This is a genomic window from Silvibacterium bohemicum (genome assembly GCF_001006305.1).
GTDB classification, from domain to species: domain Bacteria; phylum Acidobacteriota; class Terriglobia; order Terriglobales; family Acidobacteriaceae; genus Silvibacterium; species Silvibacterium bohemicum.
The window spans coordinates 166,539-184,142 of sequence record NZ_LBHJ01000020.1; the positions used below are offsets into that span (position 1 = coordinate 166,539).

A 17,604-nucleotide genomic window follows, 5' to 3' on the forward strand; every position below is an offset into this window, starting at 1 on the left:
GACTCATTGATTCTTTGGCTTCATTGATGATGATCGTGTTCGACCTCGATCAGATCGGTGCCCGCGTTTTGCAAGTCGTTCCTCCAAGGGAAGAAGCGAGCGCTTTCGCGTTTCAGTGAAATCAAAGATCTCGTGTATTTCGATATCTAGGCCATCGGCAAGCTTAATGAGGTTTTCAGGCTCAGGCCACACGCCATACCGTTCGTAATCGGCGATCTGTCTGGGATCAAGGCCAGTGAGCTTTGCAAGCCCATCACGGCTCAGATGCGACCAATTCCTCAGTTCTTCGAGTCGTAGTCCGAGCCACACTCTGAGATTGAGCACCTCTAAAGTGTCTTTACTTATTTGTTCCTATAAAATGATCTTGAAGTTCATATTTTATGATGCTAGGCTTCATGAAACTGTTGAAACCCTTATCGCAGCGCTTTGAAGTAAGGAGTTATTGGTTATTTCAAAGGGGCTTTCGAGGGATCAGACGCGAAGAAGAAAAATCAAATAAGTCTCGAACTTCAATGCCAAAAGACTTTCCAATGCGCTCTAGCGTAGCCGGTTTTGGCCAACCATTTCCAAGTTCGAGAGATGCAATACGGCGCGAGCTAAGACGCACTTTCGCGGCATACTCCTCTCGGCTCATTCCCGTCGAATCACGCAGTTCCCGTATCCTCGCCCCGAGTTGAACTTGTAGTTTGGACACGAATCAAGTGTCTGGAATTTTCTCGGCATAGAACATGATCTCTGAGTTCATGAAATGGGATTTACTGAATGTTAGAGGCTGCTTTTCAATTTGGACGATTGGCAGGCGACTATGAGTTCTGAAGCAGCCGCCCTTTTCCCGGACGCTCTGGCGAGCACATCGGAAGTTCGCGGAACTGTGCAAGGTGCGGCAGCGATTTCTTCAGATCCCCCCGATAACGTCCGACACAACACATACGAAGCTTCCGCCAGTACCGTCATCCCGATCACTGAAATTTCGGATGAGGCGCTGCTGGAACAAGTGTGCCAGGGAACAAGAGAAGCTCTCGGCATCCTGTTTCGCCGCCACGCCCGCACAGTGCGCAACGTCGCCTACCGCATTCTAAGAAATGAAGCGGAGGCTGAAGATCTGGTCCAGGAAATCTTCATCTTCATCTATCGCAAGGCTGCGCTCTTCAACGTATCGGGCGGTACAGCCCGTTCATGGATTGTGCAGGTCACCTACCATCGAGCCTTCGATCGCCGCCGTCATCTCATCACGCGCCACTTTTATACGAGCCAGGAAATCGACGATGCCGCGTTGAACATGGCGGACCGTCGATATGAGATTCTCTTTTCCGAGTGGTCTTTGGAAGATGTCTGGGGAAGGGACTGGGCAGAAAAGCTCAGGGAACTTCTCTCCCCGTCCCAACTTTCAACCATCGAACTGTATTTCTTCGAGGGATATACATTTGATGAGATTGCCGGACGCTTGGGGCAGACTTTGAGTAATACTTACAACCATTACTACCGCGGCCTTGAAAAGTTGCGCAAGTCCGCTTTTGCAAGGAAATTGCGGTCAAAGTGAACAGAACTGTGGACAATGACCCCAATCAAGGCGTCCAAGCATTCGCGCCAGCGCATTGCGATGATTACTTCATCGAACTCTGTGCGCTCTCGACCACTGATGCCTTGACGAGCGAACAGTGGAGGCAGCTCGAGCTGCACTTATCCATTTGCGCCAGCTGCAGGGAAATCAAAGCTCAGTATGACGGCGTCATCGCTACGGCGCTTCCGGCGCTGGCTGTACATCTCGCTCAGGCGAGTGACGGCTACACTTCTGATTCCTGGTCGATCGAGCAAGCAGAAGCGTCCCTGATGGCAAGGATTGACCGGGAGAACATCTCCCCAGAAAAGGACCCGCAACCTTCCGCACGGGCTTTCAACTGGCGAGGGCTCCCCTGGCCCTATGCTGGGGCCGCAGTCTTCCTTATCGTTGCTGCTTGTGCCGGCTATCGAATCGGGCTTCTCAAAGGACGCAGCTCGTCGGAGATTGCCGATCTCCCCACGTCACATATGGGCAATGCGCAACGTGACCTCAATCACTCCGGTGTCCCACCTTCTCCTGCCCCACTAATGAGTGAGCAACGAACAAAAAAGGAAGTGGAACTGCGCCAACAGCTCCAGTCGAGTGGAATGGAAGTCGTCCAACTGAAAGAGCAGCTCAACAGGCTAGAAAACGAACTGGCAGACAGTAACTCAGCTTTGGATCGCGACTCGCAAAATCACGCTGAGTTGGAACGGCAACTGTCGCTCGCACAGACCAACGCGCAGAATCTAGAGGACAAACTCAACGCCACTGTCAGTCAGAACTCCCAGAGCGGGGCGCAATCACAAATGCTGCAAGCGCAGGTGAGTGAACTCACTGCTTCGATGCGAGAGAAGGATCAGCAGATCGCTCAACATGAGGAATTGCTCGATCATGACCGTGACATCCGCAACCTCATTGGAGCTCGCGATCTATATATCGCCGAGATCTACGATGTAGCCAAGAACGGCAAGACCCAGAAACCCTTCGGAAGAGTGTTCTATACGAAGGGAAAGTCATTGGTCTTCTATGCCTATGACCTAGATCAGCAGCCGGGAGTGAAGCTCGCAAGCACCTTCCAGGCATGGGGACGTAAAGGGATCGATCAGCAACACGATATCAATCTCGGAGTCTTCTATCAGGACGACCAGAATAAGAAGAGATGGATTCTGAAGTCGAACGATCCTATAACACTTGCACAGATTGATGCAGTGTTTGTAACAGTCGAGCCCAATGGAGAGAGTTCTAAACCCAGTGGCAAACCGCTCTTATTCACCTATCTCCGACTGACACCCAATCATCCGTAAACATCGCCGGCATTAAAATCCTCCTCCGCACCGACCAGAGACGAACTTTTGTTGAGAAGAAATACACGCACCCTCCGTAGACAGAGTGCCACATCATCAACCCTGTCTGCCCGAGGAGCTTCGCGTGAAACACCTATGCCCCCGTCTGCTATTGCTTATCCTCTGCGTCACAACACTTGCCATTGCCCAATCCACTGACGCGACAATCAGTGGTCTGGTGGTAGATCCTTCTGGAAGAATCATCCCTGACGCCGAAATCGTGATCTTAAACGAAACGACCGGCATTCACTACACCAACAAGACAAACGGGACCGGGATCTATACCGTCTCGATTCTTCCTCCAGGACAGTATCGCCTGCAGGTATCCAAGATCGGCTTCAAAACACTTATTAAACCGGGCATCGTTTTGAACGTTCAGAGCGCTGTCGCTCTCAACTTCACTTTGCCGATTGGCGCTGCTTCCGAAAGCATTACGGTTGAAGCTGGCACCTCGCTTTTGAACACGACCGATGCTTCTGTCGGGACAGTTGTCGATAGAAAGCTAGTAAGTAATATCCCGCTGAATGGCCGGAGTTTTCAGGATCTGATCTCACTTACGCCCGGAGTTGTCACGCAGAGTCCACAGTCCGGATCAACTCTTGGCGATAATGGCGACTTCTCCGTGAACGGTCAAAGAACTGAGTCGAACAACTACACAATCGACGGGGTGACTGGGAACATTGCATCGGGAGATGGCTACGGAGGAGCAGGGGCCGCGACTGGGGGCGCGCTCGGAGGCGCGACGGCCCTGGGGACGACGCAGAGCCTCATCTCAGTCGACGCACTTCAGGAATTTCGCGTTCAAACCTCAACCTATTCAGCAGAGTATGGTCGATCACCCGGCGGCCAATTCTCGCTGGTAACCCGCTCCGGCACAAAGATCTTTCATGGGACCTTATTTGATTATTTGCGGAATGATTTCTTCGACGCGAATGATTGGTTCAATGACCACTATGGCAAGCCGATTTCCGCTCTTCGCCAAAACGATTTCGGAGGTACTTTCGGTGGCCCGATGTGGATTCCTGGAATTTATAACGGAAAGAATAATACTTTCTTCTTTGTTTCCTATGAGGGGCTGCGTTTGACACAGCCCACAGCCGCTGCGATCCAGTATGTTCCGGATCTCTTTATGAGGCAGCAGGCGGCCGCAGCAATTCAGCCAATTCTGAATGCCTATCCTCTCCCAAACGGCCTTGACTATGGAAATTCGGTCAGCCCAAATCTCGCGCAATTCATCGCGCCATTCTCACTTCCAAGCAGTATTGATTCGACGAGCGTTCGCATAGACCATACGTTTGGCGACCACCTTTCGGCATTCTTCAGGTACGGCTATACTCCTAGCTCGACCACCTCTCGCCCAGACTTTGCCCGACTAGAGAGCAGCACTAATATCCAGACCTACACGTTGGGCCTATCAAGTCAGTTCTCGACGCGCTTCAACAACGATTGGCGTCTCGGATATGACAGGACGGCTTCGTCGAATGTAGGAGTGGTCGATAATTTCGGCGGAGCCACGCCCGTGAATCTCGCAGCTGCGATGGGAGCCGGTTCTCTCTCTGGATCCTATCCGGCGATATATTTGTCGATCCCAGGGATAGGGACCTCTCTGTTCACTGCTCCAAACTCGACCAACTTCGGGCGGCAGTGGAATCTCGTGGACACGTTCACCATGTCCGCGGGCCGCCACGAGTTGAAGTTCGGTGTCGATTACAGACACATCATTTCACCTCTCAGACCGGCCGACCCGCAGATCCTCGTCGAATATCTGAGTCCACAATCGCTTCTCAATAACCTCGCCGACTACCCCGACGTGTCTCGCTTTATTGCTGCAACACCGGTGTTCAACGAAACTGCCCTCTTTGCGCAAGACCAGTGGCGTGTTGCACCCAGCGTCCAACTTTCGCTCGGCATTCGTTGGGAGGTAAACCCGCCGCCGACAGAAGCTCATGGCCATGACGCCTACACTCTTCGAGGAAGCATCGGCAACCCTGCGTCATTGACGGTAGCCCCACAGGGAACCCCATTGTGGAAGACAACCTGGTATAACTTCGCGCCGCGCCTTGGAGTGGCATGGACGGCGCATCGGCAATCTGGCCGCGAAACAGTAGTCCGTTCGGGTGGGGGTGTGTTCTTCGATAATCTCAACCAGATTGGTGCGTTGGGCTACCTTGGTCTTGGGTTCCGCGCCTCGCAGATCTATTCCGGATCCTCACTCCCGTTCACTTCAGCTCAACTCTTGTTCCCTGTGACTACGACCGCTCCATACACCAGCGCAGTAATCTACGCTTTTCCCTCACATCTTCAACAGCCCTACACATTGCAGTGGAACACAAGCGTTCAGCAAGCATTGGGGAAAATGCAGACGTTCACCATTTCATATGTCGGTGCCAATGGACGGCGGCTTGTCAATATGCAGGAACTATATCTGAACAGCCTAAACTCCAATTTCAACGGTGTTCTCTACTTCCCGGGGGGCGTCACCTCGAGTTATCAAGCGCTACAAGGGCAGTTTCAGCGTTCCGTGTCACACGGATTACAAGTTCTCGCCTCGTATACCTGGTCACACTCTTTGGATTTCGGATCCACCTCAGCCACGTTGCCGCTTATGCGGGGAAATTCTGACTACGACGTCCGGAATAGTCTTCAGGCAGGTCTCAGCTGGGATTTGCCAAAAGTGTCGACCAACAGGCTCGCGGATGCACTCCTAAATGGATGGGGACTAGATGGTAGGGTAATCGCGAGAAGCGCTTTCCCGATTCCTTTGACCGGATCTGCCTACGTCGATCCGGCCACCGGCAATGAGACTTACTCGGGTTTGAGCTTCGTCGCGAATCAACCTCTCTATTTACATAGCTCACAATATCCAGGTGGAAGGATCATCAATCCCCAAGCATTCACTATTCCTCCTACGGGAATTCAAGGTGATGCGCCGAGAAATTTTGTTCGAGGATTTGGGGCAACACAAATCAACTTCGCCGCGAGACGAGAGTTTCATCTGCATGATGCGCTAGCACTGCAGTTTCGGGCAGAAGCCTTCAATCTTCTAAACCATCCGAACTTTGGCTACGTTGACCCTACATATACAGACGCAACCTTCGGTCAGGCGACGCAAATGCTGAACCGCAGCCTTGGAACAGTCGCCTCGCAATATCAGCAGGGCGGTGCGCGGTCCATGCAATTTGCACTCAAGCTGCTGTTCTGAAGCGATTCCGGAGATCTGTCTTTAATTGTCGCCGCGAACGCTGGCGGACAGGACTACCGAAACGGAAGGATGAGAATGAAGAGCCGCCTCGTTTGCGCTTTAGCCCTTGTAGGCCTTGCTGTTCCGATCGGATACGCCAATGATCATGGCTTGTCAGTACAGGACGACATCGCGATGGTCCGATTGAATGATCCCTCAGCCCTGACAGACGGCGCTACCGCGAGGTTCTCGCCAGATTATCGCTACTTCGCAGTCGTGAGTTCGCGAGGCCTTCTGAAATCGGATCAGATTGAGTCTACGCTCTCCGTATATTCAACTGCAGACTGTCGAGCTTTCCTCGCCGAGGGATCCTCCTCGTCGCAACCAAAGCCCCGCACCACAATCAAGATAACCGGTTCCATCCGTAGCCAACGCTCTACTGCCTACAGCGCCGTTATCAGTGATCTCCGTTGGGCTCCCAGATCTTCGGCGCTCTATTTCACCGCTGAGGAATCGACTGGCGATCGTCGACTTTATCGATTCGATTTAAACAGAGGCAGATCGGTGCCACTGTCGCCTGCCGGATATAACGTGGAGAGGTTTGACTTCACGAGGGAGGCAGTTGTCTTCAGTGCGTGGAAGTCGATTCAGACTGATGCAGACTCTGGGGTAGGACAGAGTGATCAATTGAATAGCGATGCGCGGGGTGTCACTGGCGAATCGCTACAGGAGATCCTCTTCCCGCAGAACCAACCGGCACCGGTTAGTCAGACCATGTGGTTTGTAGACGCCGAGAGAGCTCAGCCAGTGCCAAAGCGCGTGCCCTCTGCCGCAATCCGCGACATCAGTTGGCTTCCAGAAGCATTCTCCCTTTCGCCCAAAGGTCACATGCTCGTTCACCTGCGTCCTATAACTCGGATAGAAAGCTCGTGGGTGAATTATGAGCCGCAGAAAGGGGAGGGGCTATTCCGAATCACCAACCATGATCCCGGGATGACTGCCGCCACCAATGTATGGCGATTGAAGGAATACTCACTTGTTGACCTTGTGACAGGAAACGAACGCACCCTCATTGACGCTCCACAGAGCTATTCGCTCGGTTACAGCAATGACACCCGAGCGGTCTGGTCAGCTAATGAAAACGCCCTTCTGCTTACGAATACCTTTCTTCCATTGGATACGCCTGATCAAATGGAACGGTCAGAGCGACTACGACCGTGTGCCGTTGCCGTTGTGCGCCTTCCCGCGATGAAATCTTCGTGTGTAGTCACTATCTCTGAGCTTGAGAAGGAGGATGCCACACCGCTTCCGGGCGCTCTCGCGTTCGGCCGAAACGAGGATGAGGTCACATTCGAGGTTAAGTTCGTCCAGGGAGGTACCGAATCGAGGCATTACGTATGGACAGGAGTCAAATGGAAAAACAGAGCGCCAGATGACGTCGCTCCGAGCACGTACCAGCCACAACAACGGCATCGATCGACCGGGGATGATCTCAGGATTATCGTGAAACAAACGCTGAACGAACCTCCAACTCTCTGGGTTACCGACCAGCGTACCGGGCGAAGCAAAATGTTGTGGGATCCGAATCCAGGATTGGTCAAGCAGCAACTGGGCCTGGCATCTGTATTCCGCTGGAAAGACGATAGTGGTTATGAATGGAAGGGCGGGTTGATCAAACCTCCCGACTATATCTCTGGCGAGCGCTATCCCCTTGTACTCCAGATCTATAATTTCAACGAACGGCAGTTCATGACGGATGGCATGATGCCGACCGCATTTGCTGCACGGGCGCTGGCCGGTGCGGGAATCGTCGTCCTGCAGATACAGAGAAAGCTCCCACACACATTCGATGTGGCAGAAGCGGATGCGCAATTGAAAGGCATGGAAAGCGCTATCGATCGTCTAAGTGACGATGGAATCGTAGATCGCCACAGGGTCGGATTAGTAGGTTTTAGCTTCTCGTGCTGGTACGTCGAGAATGCTTTGATCAAAGCGCCTGATCGTTTTGCTGCAGCGACGATAGCAGATGGCCTGGACATGAGCTATATGCAATATCACCTTTCTGCAGTCAGTTCTCGTTCTCTGGAGCGGGAATTCGAGACGACCATCGGGACGCGTCCTTTTGGCGAAGGCCTCAAAACCTGGTTTGCGCTCGCGCCCGGCTTCCAACTTGACCGCATTCGCACCCCACTCCGCATTGAAGCGATTGGGTCGACGTCGGTTCTTGGAGAATGGGAGATCTATTCATCCTTGGAAACCCAGAACAAGCCCGTCGACCTCATCTACTTTCCAAACGGGCAACACATTCATCAGAATCCGCTGGAGCGTTTCGAGTCGCAGCAGGGTGATGTCGATTGGTTTCGCTATTGGCTCCAGGGTTACAGAGACCCCGATCCATCGAAGCAGCAAAAGTACATGCGCTGGCAACAGCTCAAATTGGCAAGATGACAGCTGGTCACCGTGTGAGCGTGACCAGCTGTCATGGATGTGGTTCATCGCAACCGTCCGGCAAAAAAGTATGATCTCAAGTGCTTTATTCGTCGGCCCTGTAGGCTGGGCTGTCGCTTGGAAGCACACCGGTTTCGGCATGGATTGAGTCTTTGGACATGCCTTGAATGACGGAGTCCGCCTTCAGGACGTTTGTGATGCGCGGTTCGACGTATTTCATGGTGATTACCTCGTGTTCGGGATTTCCGTGCGACGCAGACCGACATGCAGTCTTCATCGTCCGGATCTTGTTTGCCCCAATGTACGGAGCAGAAAGTTAGAGGATGGCATCCACCGATCAGTGCACAGCCAATATCGATTCGTTGCCTCTTATCCACAATTCGAGGTTGATCGCACGCATCAAAGGGCGCCACCATTTTGCCTCATGGCCCCGCCCAGTCAGTTCCAGAGCCTGCCGTGCCTTGCTCATATCGATGAGGCCACTCGCCGCGATTCTGGAGCCAGTAAGAAGAGTGTCAATCTCGGTGTAGGACTGTTGCATCGCGGCCAATGGTCCTCGAATTTGATAGCCCTTTCGCCTGCGATCAAGAATCTCCCGCGGCACGATGCCTCTCAACGAACGCCTCATGAGGGACCGTTTGTACCCCGGACGTAGAATCTGTTCTCTAGGAACGCTGAGGAGAAAGTCGACCAGATCTCTATCGAGAAGCGGATAGCGATATTCTGGGCGGGAGAGTGAGCCCGGGTACAGATGAGGCAGCGTCTCCATCACCGACCACCATGCACGGCTACTGCCAACACTGCTCGGTCGCACACCAAACCTTCCACGGATTAAAGTATCCTCTCGGGTCAATCTGGCACACGCCTGGCGAAGCTTTTCTGACATCCACGGTGGCATGGCTTCGTCAGGGGTCGACATCGGCGAATACAGGTCGACTACCGATCTCGCAGTTTCGAACAGGATATGGATGATTGGTGTTCGATCGATCAGACTCCATTCCAGACTCTTCTTTAGCAACGCGGAGAGTCTGCCCGCGACAAGGTAGTCTCCAAGCTCCGGAGTTGCGGTCGGAACGCCACCTAACAACTCATCGCCACCGACGCCTGAGAGCACGCATCTATATTCTGCGCCGCCCAATTCCGCCATGATTCTCTGCTCCCTTTCCACAGTTGCACTGTCGACACCCGGCAGAAAATAGCTCCCTCTAGCAGGGTTATGAGGATGAAAGGATCTGTCTCGAAAGGAGGTCTCAATATGAAACCCCGTCTTGCCCCTACGCGCCTCTACTAGAGTGAAAAATGGCTTCTCATTCCAGTTGGGCTCCGAGTCATCAAAAAATGAGACTGTATCCAAGAGTTCTGGCGAGTTGTTGCGTGAACGCCGAATGTAGTCGGACATGCAGACAATAGAGGTTGAGTCCATTCCTCCACTTAGCTGCGCAAGAATGGGGGCACCGGGTTGATCGCGCCGCTCAACTGCCTTCTCAAAGAGAGCAAAAAAATGCTCCTCGTATTCTCGGTCCGACTGATATTGCACCGTTCGGTTGCTCATCCACTGCCAATGTGCAGCCTGGGATTGTGAGTGTTGGGCGAACATCAGATAGTGTGCCGGAGGCACTGACCGGATGCCTTTGTACGGGGTTAGTTCTCGTACCGGAGACGCCGCCAGGTAACACGCGACATACTGCTCGTCCAGTTCTCGGGGCCGAACCCCGATGAAAAAACTATCCAGATATGTCGACCACACCAACGTTCCATCTTGGTCATTAAAATAGAGACTTCGCGTGCCGGCATGATCCCTTGCGAGGTACAGCACTTGTTCCGCACCAGACCACAGTGCCAACGCCCAGTCCCCAATGAAATGAGAAAAACATTCTCGCCCCCAGCGAAGGTATGAAGCCAAAATGATGGCCGTATCGCTTAGTTCTCCATCGGTCCGCAGTTCACGACAAAGCTCCTCATAGTTGTCGAGTCTGCCGTCAAAAGCTACAAGAGACCCCCGCTGATCAGCCAAGGGGCCGGTCTCGAGACGCGAACGCTGATGTGTATGGTACGGCTGAAATCCCATGCCGACCCTGCCGTGCGAATATACGGCCAGACCATCAGCTGCATAGCGCTCAGTCGGCAGTGCCAGATCGCGAAGTTCCTGTTCCGAGACTGAAGCGCCGGGCGATTCACGAATTCCGAATATGATGCTCATGTCAAGGGCTCCAGTCAGCAGCGTTCCAGCGTCTGATAGATCTCGTGCATATACGGCTTGTCATTGATCACCACACCGTCGGTTTCCGCCCAGGCATGGAATTCATATGGCAAAATCTGCACTCCGGTCACCAATTCACACCCAAAGCCGTGTTTCCGGATAAGAATCACAGTCGCGGCGGAGCACTGTAGGCATAACACCCGTTTGAAGTAAAAGACGCAGGCAATGTCTATGGCATGACACAAGGACTCGATGGTCACTTCGCGGGAACTGCGAGAGGTATGTACTGGATAGCCGCGCACAATTCGGCGAAGAGTTTCGGATGTCCGGAATTTCATAACGAGATCGATGCGTGCCAAAAGCAACCAACTCTGCACTATCAAATTCACGCGCGTGAACTTAGTCAGCTGCACAACGCCTCCTGAAATGTCCGGGTGCGTGCAATGCGATCGATGTGCCGGGCGAGACTTCGCGCATACCTCTGGACAGAGCTACTGTGCCGTAATGGGGAAGTAAACGCAGGATCACGGCCAAACAGGTAAGAGGCTATGCCCAATGGCCTGCTCAGGACAAATGCACGTTCCATCTGAGACTCATCAAGAAAGAGGCGCCAATGATTCAGGTACGCCCGTTTCAATTGAACGGGATTTGCGTGGGTTTCGTTTCTTTCCACCACTTCGGTGTAAAGATGATGGAAGGTGAACCACGGCATCCCAATACATGCCTCTGCCCAGTCGATGAAGACAGCATTTCTACCATCAAACAGAATGTTCCCCGGGTTTAGATCGTTGTGTATCAGCGTGTTCGGAATACCAAATGATTCGATAGCTTCCGACGCCCGACATAACAAGCTGGCCAGTTCGTCGAGGCGAATAGGCGTAATCGGTTCGACCTTAGCGGACGTTTGGTCTGCCATCGCAGCCTTTAGGTAGCTAACCAGGTCCGGCATGTGCCGGAGGACCACTGATGATCTGAGGTCAAAACATCCATTTGTTCTGAGAGCCTCGATATGCGTAGCACTTGCAAGCTGCATCTGTGCGAGACTCTCAGCGACTTGCTGACATAAAGCGAAACACGAGAAGGTTCCTACTGGCTGACCAGAATCGACCGAGATCCATGCGTTCCAATCAGACCGCACCGCGAGAATAGGTGGCACAAACCGAGGGCAGCAGCGCGTTATAGCCTGGGTCACTTGCAGTTCGTGTGTATTCGGCACACCCACCGCTTTCATCCAATAAATGGAGCCGCGCGATGACTCAAAACGAACCAGAGCAAAGTGACCTGTAGCAGTGTATTGCCGGATGGTATCGAACCGGAGGTCATCATCCTGAACTGTGTGACGAACCCACGCTTGAGCATCATCAAGCCATCCAATCCTCGAAAAAGGGCCGCGGCTCTCGATGTTGCCGGCAATGATTTTCTTGATGGTGAGGCACTCAGAAGGACTCAGGTCTGTGTCTCCGAAGGCTTCGATAGGAATGGACGTAAGACCATAGTCTGTAAATTGCCAACACCGTGATCGAACCTCGATGACAGCACAGGGGGAGACGTTGGATTCTCCCAATAGAATATCGATGACAACTATGGCGGTATTCCACCGTTGCCGAGCGGTCTCCTCGAATTGGTATGCAAGTCGAGCGCGGCTGGTTATGATTATTCGCGGCAACGGTAGACTATTTCCATGCCTCTCGGCCAATATCAGCCCAGACCATGGCAGAACCAAAACGACTCGGAATTCTTCCTGCTCAACGTGTTGGTCGTTGACATTCATGGCCATGCCTCGATGTCGGGTGCTATTGCTTCAGATGGACAGCAGACGCTCCGATTTCAACTGCTCCAGGAACGCCTGTACTCCCCGTTCCACAATTGCAAGGTCGGTGTTGGACTCGTTCGCAAGACCCCGAATTATCTCTTCTACTGTTTGCCCTTGCTGTAGCCGTTCCCAGACAAAGCCGCCGGTGGAATTTAATGTGCTGATTTGATTGCGCGAAACATCCAGAACGGCGGCGCCATCCTGATTGACCACGGTGCAAAGGTGAGAAGGCAACGAAAGCATTGAAGCACCTCGATCAATTCTGTGATTCGCCGGATACAGGCTGTACATCCACAGATCTGGGAGAAGAGAGCCGACAACCTGCGAATGTTCTCAAGAATGCGCTGGTTTATGGTGGCGAACAAGGTCCGTATGGACCATTTTTTTCGTCCCAAACGGGCCAGCGTTGCAAGCTTCATCAGGCATCACATGACCTACGAGCACGCGCTATGCGAGGTGCTAGATGATATCTAGCGACACGCAACAGCTCGATAAGCAACGTTGGGTGATGAGCAACACGGATGAGTCGGTGGAAAAACTAAGTGAGAAAAACTCAGTTGTCGTTCTGAGGCAAGCGCAATTTGGCCGCGCGACTGGCTAGTTCTGTCCGATTAGCAGCTGCGAATCGTTCGAAGAGACTGCTCAGGATTCGTTTCACCGTGCGGGTGCTGACACGCAGTGTCACCGCAATCTCATTGTTCGTTCTGCCCCTCGCGAGCATGGTCAGAACTTTCATCTCTCGCGGCGCTACGTGAGGAATTGAACTTAGTTCGGGAGTTGCAGATGTGTGTTCGCCATTGGGTGCCGCGACATCTGAGGGCTGAAAACCAAGGCCAAGGAGAAAGACACTTGTGCTGCAAGTAACAAGCTGCGGGTTGAATCTCTCAATTTCGTCCCGAATCTCCTTAAAGTCGTAACTCGGAAGATATGCGATCTCCATGCGGTCTCCGAACTTCAGCGTGTGCTGCGCATCGTCCGCGCTACAGCCGAACAGGAGGACGCGCATGCGATCTTCAAGAGGAATTTCGGATTTCCCTGGTCGATCCTCGCTGCTCAGCGGGGGGTTGCGATGAAAGTGCGAAGGCAGATCGGTCGGTTTCATCGGGAGTCACCGCAAGAGATGAACGACAGGCAGGGTGGCAGCACGCCGTCGTTGTACAGATGCCAGCAGGATAGCTCCAAATTTCAAATGTGCAATAACTTTCCCAAGTTGGCGCGGATTCGCCACAGCTATCCCAAAAGTGATCGAACATGCATTCTCGATGCTGACTTATTGTTCGTGCAAGCCAGACGGATGGATGAAGCGCCCACGACTGGTCGAATTCGTTATCTGTGGGTATTGCTCTTACCCACTTCACCAGCAAAATTTTCCCTGATCAGCTCTGTCCATGTGGCGTTTCAGCACCAGAGGTGGGTTGAATTCTGATGAGCCGCCCAGCATCTACCGACCTTTGAATTTCGTGGGATCAATATTGAGAGTCTTCATTTTTGCCGAGAGGGTCGACGGAGGAACATGAAGCATCACCGCCGCCCCGGACGGCCCGTAAACACGCCCCTGCGTCTCAGCAAGCGCACGTTCGATCAGCATGCGCTCATAACTCGCCATCTGCCGCTGCAGCGAACCCATGGGCGCATCCTCCGTAGGCCGCGTCGCAAACAGAAGTTCTTCGTCGATTGAAAGACCCTCTCCATTCGAAACGATCACTGATGTGTCAATCACATTTTTTAGTTCCCGAATGTTTCCCGGCCAATCGTACAAACGCAGCAATTCCATTCCGCGCTTCTCAATATTCCGAATGGTCTTTCCGTGCTTTGCCGCGGAGACACCAATGAAGTGATTGACCAGCAGAGGGATGTCCTCCCTCCGTTCTCGGAGAGGAGGTACTTCGATAGGGAAGGAGTTCAGCCGGTAGTAGAGATCCTGGCGAAACTCACCAGATCGCATGGCAGCATGGAGATCGCGATTGGTGGCCGCAATGATGCGTACATCCGTTGAAATGATTTTTGTCCCCCCTACGCGCTGAAACGTGCGCTCCTCAAGTACGCGGAGCAACGTGGCTTGCATCTCAACCGGGATCTCCGCAATTTCATCCAGAAACAGAGTTCCACCTGCGGCTAATTCAAACTGTCCGACGCGCTGGCGGTCAGCTCCGGTGAACGCTCCTTTTTCATGGCCGAACAGCTCCTCTGCGATCAACGTTGCGGGGACGGCCGCGCAATTGACACTGCGGAATGGCATGCGCGAACGTTTCGAGTTTTCATGAATTGCCTGAGCAATCAGTTCCTTGCCTGTGCCAGTCTCGCCGGTAATAAGAACCGTCGCGTCGGTAGAAGCTACCTGCTCCACCTTGCTGAGTGTCCGCTGGAGTGCTGGAGACCCGCCGACAATCTTCTCGAACTTTACCCTTTGGATTGCGGCAAGTTCTCCTTGCAGTGCAAGATTGAGCTCCTGCAGGGAGATGTTTTCTTTGCGGAGTTTTTCTTGTAAATTCTTATTCTCCTCAAGCAACACCTGATTGTCTTCGAGAGACTTGCGCAGTGCTTCGCGATCCTCATGCTGCTCCGTCACATCGGTCACCGTGCCGATGAACTCTGTCTCCGCATTGCAGGTAGGAAACGGTCTTCCAAGAAATCGGACGTGCCGAATTGAACCGTCAGATCGCAAAATGCGATGTTTGTGATCAATTTCGATCCTTTCTTGAAGTGCTTCTTGCCATATAGCATGCAGGTCGGGTTCGTCGTCTGGGTGAACACTCTCGCAGTAGCCAAACGGAAAAGTTAAGTCGGATTCCTCACTAAAACCAAGGATGCGAAGTAATTCCGACGACCAAAACCCTTTGCTTGTCGTCGCGTTCCATGCCCAGCTCCCTGTGCGGCTAATCTTCTCTGCCTCCGTCAGATAGGCGTCTCGGCGGCGGAGCTCGGCTGTCCGTATTTGTACCTCTGCCTCGAGGCGGTCTCGTGACTGTTCCAAAGACGATTCGATGCGCCGGCGCAATCTACTGAATCGATAGATCCGATATACGAAGAGGAAGTAAAGACAGTAGACTGCAACATCATATCTGCCGATGTGAAACAGTCCGTTCTGAGAATGAAGGAACATGGTGAGTTCCAACGTGCAAAGAACGAGTCCAAGAATGCCAGGCCCTTCGCCTCCATACCAGACGCCAATCCAGAATGCAGCTAAGAAAACTAACGCGTAGGGGTCGCGCATGTGAAGAGACTGTAGAAAAAGCGCGATCGCGAACGCTCCTGCGGCTGAAGCGATCGCGACTCCATAGCGTAAAACGATGGAGAGGGCCGGATATTTCTTTAACAAAACCACTAGTTGCAACATACACAGCAGCCTTTTGCACTCACGAGTTCAATTCCTTTGGCACATCTACGTACTCAAGATCGCATTGCACTTCGGTCTCCGCGGTCGAGCAGAACGAAGGGAGCCCCAGAATCCTTCAGGAAGAGGGGTAAACTCAGGTTTCGCACTTGGGTTTCCAAAGAGGAAGCCTTGCATGATACCGATCCCGAGTTGCATGGATACCTGCGCATCCTCGCCCTGCTCGATGCCTTCGGCGACAACCTGCGCGCCTATGTCCGATGCTAGGTTGACGAAGCTTTGAACCACGCTTCGTTTGACAAGGCTGTTCGCGATCCCATCAATGAAGAACCGGTCCACCTTGATGAGATGTGGCTGAAGCTCGCAGATGACCCGCATACTGGCAAAGGCTGCTCCAACATCATCGAGCGATATTGTTGCTCCCTGATCCAGTAGCGGGTCGATCAATCTGAGCAGAAGATCCGGCGACAAAATTGGTTCATGTTCCGTAAATTCGAGAATGATCTGAGAGGGATGAAGGCCCGCGTTCTTGATCGCAAGCTGGAGATGAGTCAGAGCGAAAGCCGAAGCCAACAAAGTATTTGGTCTTATGTTGAGAAAGAGCTTACCGGGCCAGTGAAGTTTCGCGAAGGACTGAAGGACAAGCGTGTAAGCCGCCTCATCAAGTGCGGCACGCGTATCAGCCTCCTGTGCCGCCTGAAAGAGTTTCTCCGGAGCCTCAAGCGCAGTTCCAATCGGGCCTCGAATGAATCCTTCTACGGCAAATGGCTTCAGGTCGCCGACCTTATAGATCGACTGAAAGCTTGAGGTCAGTCCATTCTTCACGATCTGCCGGAGACGACTTATCCGGTTGGTTGAAGTTGCAGCAAAGTCGCACGTCATGATGTAAGAACCTTTCTGAGAAAGTTTCAACCTGTCTAGCCAAAGAACTTAAATCTGACGCCCTTTAAGGGACTTCTCCGTCGCGGGAAAAAATCGTTCAGGCTCAAGTTGTTTGGACACGATCGTCCTTGCTCTAGGCGGCTACCGACAGCGGTATCAGAGTTACGAAAACTGCCAGCAACGAAAAGCTGGCTACAAAGCCGTGGGCTTTCATCGAGGATCTCCTTTTTAATCGATTGAAGTGAGAAGTCAACGGTTACATGCTCGGAAGCTTCATATGGCCGCGCCTTTAAGAGCGGCCATATGAAAGGAATCCCAAGGCCAGATACGGAATCCGCAGTACTGTTCTAGTTTTGTGGTTGAGTATTTTGCCTCTCGTCTCTCATGGCATTGGAACTCTTCATGCCGCACTTCCCGCGTGTGTTCTGTGTCGTGTTCATCGTTTTCATGCCGCCATCCATCTGTTCGCTCTTAGCCTGCGTACGCCTATGGCAGCCCCCCGTCGTCGAATCCTTTGGCGTGGCCTGGTCTTGCTGCGTCTGGCCACTCTGCATCTGCATGCCTGGCATATTCTGCATTTGCTGATCGTTGTTCGTGCTGGACTGCTGCGCCCACGCTGCAGTTGCGAAGGTCAGACTCATCGATCCCGCAATTGCCAGAACTCTTAGTTTGCCGTTCATGCGTTCTCCTTGTTTGTGATTTGTTAAATTGCCCGCGGTTGCCGCTGACCGATCCAGCTTTGTTCAGCGATTTAATATCCATCTCTATTGCGCTTTGGTGTCACGATCGAGTTGTTTCCTCATGTCACGCATCGCTAAATACATCACTGCGGGACACAGCAATATAAGGATCACGGACTT

At 52.7% G+C, this 17,604-nt stretch carries 15 protein-coding genes; 4 read left to right on the top strand and 11 right to left on the bottom strand.

The window, feature by feature from the left end:
- Positions 1-3 precede the first annotated feature (3 nt).
- Complete coding sequence (locus tag XX99_RS28720) at positions 4-324, bottom strand: helix-turn-helix domain-containing protein (protein WP_375782538.1); 321 nt, start codon at positions 322-324, stop codon at positions 4-6.
- A gap of 127 nt (positions 325-451) precedes the next feature.
- Positions 452-694 (bottom strand): helix-turn-helix domain-containing protein, encoded by a 243-nt coding sequence (locus XX99_RS28725; RefSeq protein WP_156186186.1) that lies wholly within the window; start codon positions 692-694, stop codon positions 452-454.
- Between the two features lie 111 nt (positions 695-805).
- Between XX99_RS28725 and XX99_RS23935 the strand changes: the two genes are divergently transcribed.
- From XX99_RS23935 to XX99_RS23950, 4 genes are all read left to right on the top strand, one after another.
- Positions 806-1,540 carry an RNA polymerase sigma factor gene (locus XX99_RS23935; protein ID WP_156186187.1) on the top strand — a complete coding sequence of 245 codons (735 nt, stop codon included), beginning with the start codon at positions 806-808 and terminating at the stop codon, positions 1,538-1,540.
- Between the two features lie 8 nt (positions 1,541-1,548).
- Positions 1,549-2,847, top strand: a complete 1,299-nt coding sequence (locus tag XX99_RS23940) for a hypothetical protein (RefSeq protein ID WP_156186188.1) — start codon at positions 1,549-1,551, stop codon at positions 2,845-2,847.
- A gap of 124 nt (positions 2,848-2,971) precedes the next feature.
- Positions 2,972-6,088, top strand: a complete 3,117-nt coding sequence (locus XX99_RS23945; protein ID WP_050061948.1) for a TonB-dependent receptor — start codon at positions 2,972-2,974, stop codon at positions 6,086-6,088.
- Between the two features lie 666 nt (positions 6,089-6,754).
- The gene (locus tag XX99_RS23950) at positions 6,755-8,515 is read left to right on the top strand and encodes a hypothetical protein (RefSeq protein ID WP_184084572.1); all 1,761 of its coding nucleotides are present in this window, start codon (positions 6,755-6,757) and stop codon (positions 8,513-8,515) included.
- Between the two features lie 85 nt (positions 8,516-8,600).
- Here the strand turns inward: XX99_RS23950 and XX99_RS28460 are convergent, their stop codons facing one another.
- The 9 genes from XX99_RS28460 to XX99_RS23990 all read right to left on the bottom strand — a co-directional run bounded on the left by XX99_RS28460 (position 8,601) and on the right by XX99_RS23990 (position 17,424).
- The gene (locus XX99_RS28460; RefSeq protein WP_260315145.1) at positions 8,601-8,735 is read right to left on the bottom strand and encodes a hypothetical protein; all 135 of its coding nucleotides are present in this window, start codon (positions 8,733-8,735) and stop codon (positions 8,601-8,603) included.
- Positions 8,736-8,852: 117 nt separating this feature from the next.
- On the bottom strand, positions 8,853-10,715 hold the full coding sequence (locus XX99_RS23955; protein WP_050061950.1) for an asparagine synthetase B family protein: 1,863 nt from the start codon (positions 10,713-10,715) through the stop codon (positions 8,853-8,855).
- A 14-nt stretch (positions 10,716-10,729) separates the two neighbouring features.
- Positions 10,730-11,128, bottom strand: coding sequence for a lasso peptide biosynthesis B2 protein (locus tag XX99_RS23960; protein WP_050061951.1), 399 nt, complete (start codon positions 11,126-11,128; stop codon positions 10,730-10,732).
- The gene (locus XX99_RS23965) at positions 11,119-12,492 is read right to left on the bottom strand and encodes a phosphotransferase (protein WP_050061952.1); all 1,374 of its coding nucleotides are present in this window, start codon (positions 12,490-12,492) and stop codon (positions 11,119-11,121) included. The genes XX99_RS23960 and XX99_RS23965 overlap by 10 nt, the downstream gene beginning before the upstream one ends.
- Before the next feature lie 24 nt (positions 12,493-12,516).
- On the bottom strand, positions 12,517-12,771 hold the full coding sequence (locus tag XX99_RS23970) for a PqqD family protein (protein ID WP_050061953.1): 255 nt from the start codon (positions 12,769-12,771) through the stop codon (positions 12,517-12,519).
- A gap of 310 nt (positions 12,772-13,081) precedes the next feature.
- On the bottom strand, positions 13,082-13,630 hold the full coding sequence (locus XX99_RS23975) for a response regulator transcription factor (protein WP_050061954.1): 549 nt from the start codon (positions 13,628-13,630) through the stop codon (positions 13,082-13,084).
- Positions 13,631-13,969: 339 nt separating this feature from the next.
- Positions 13,970-15,865: a sigma 54-interacting transcriptional regulator gene (locus XX99_RS23980; protein ID WP_050061955.1), complete on the bottom strand. Its 1,896-nt coding sequence runs from the start codon at positions 15,863-15,865 to the stop codon at positions 13,970-13,972.
- Positions 15,866-15,910: 45 nt separating this feature from the next.
- Positions 15,911-16,774, bottom strand: coding sequence for an EAL domain-containing protein (locus tag XX99_RS23985; RefSeq protein WP_184084578.1), 864 nt, complete (start codon positions 16,772-16,774; stop codon positions 15,911-15,913).
- A gap of 317 nt (positions 16,775-17,091) precedes the next feature.
- Complete coding sequence (locus XX99_RS23990; RefSeq protein WP_050061957.1) at positions 17,092-17,424, bottom strand: hypothetical protein; 333 nt, start codon at positions 17,422-17,424, stop codon at positions 17,092-17,094.
- Between the last annotated feature and the right edge of the window lie 180 nt (positions 17,425-17,604).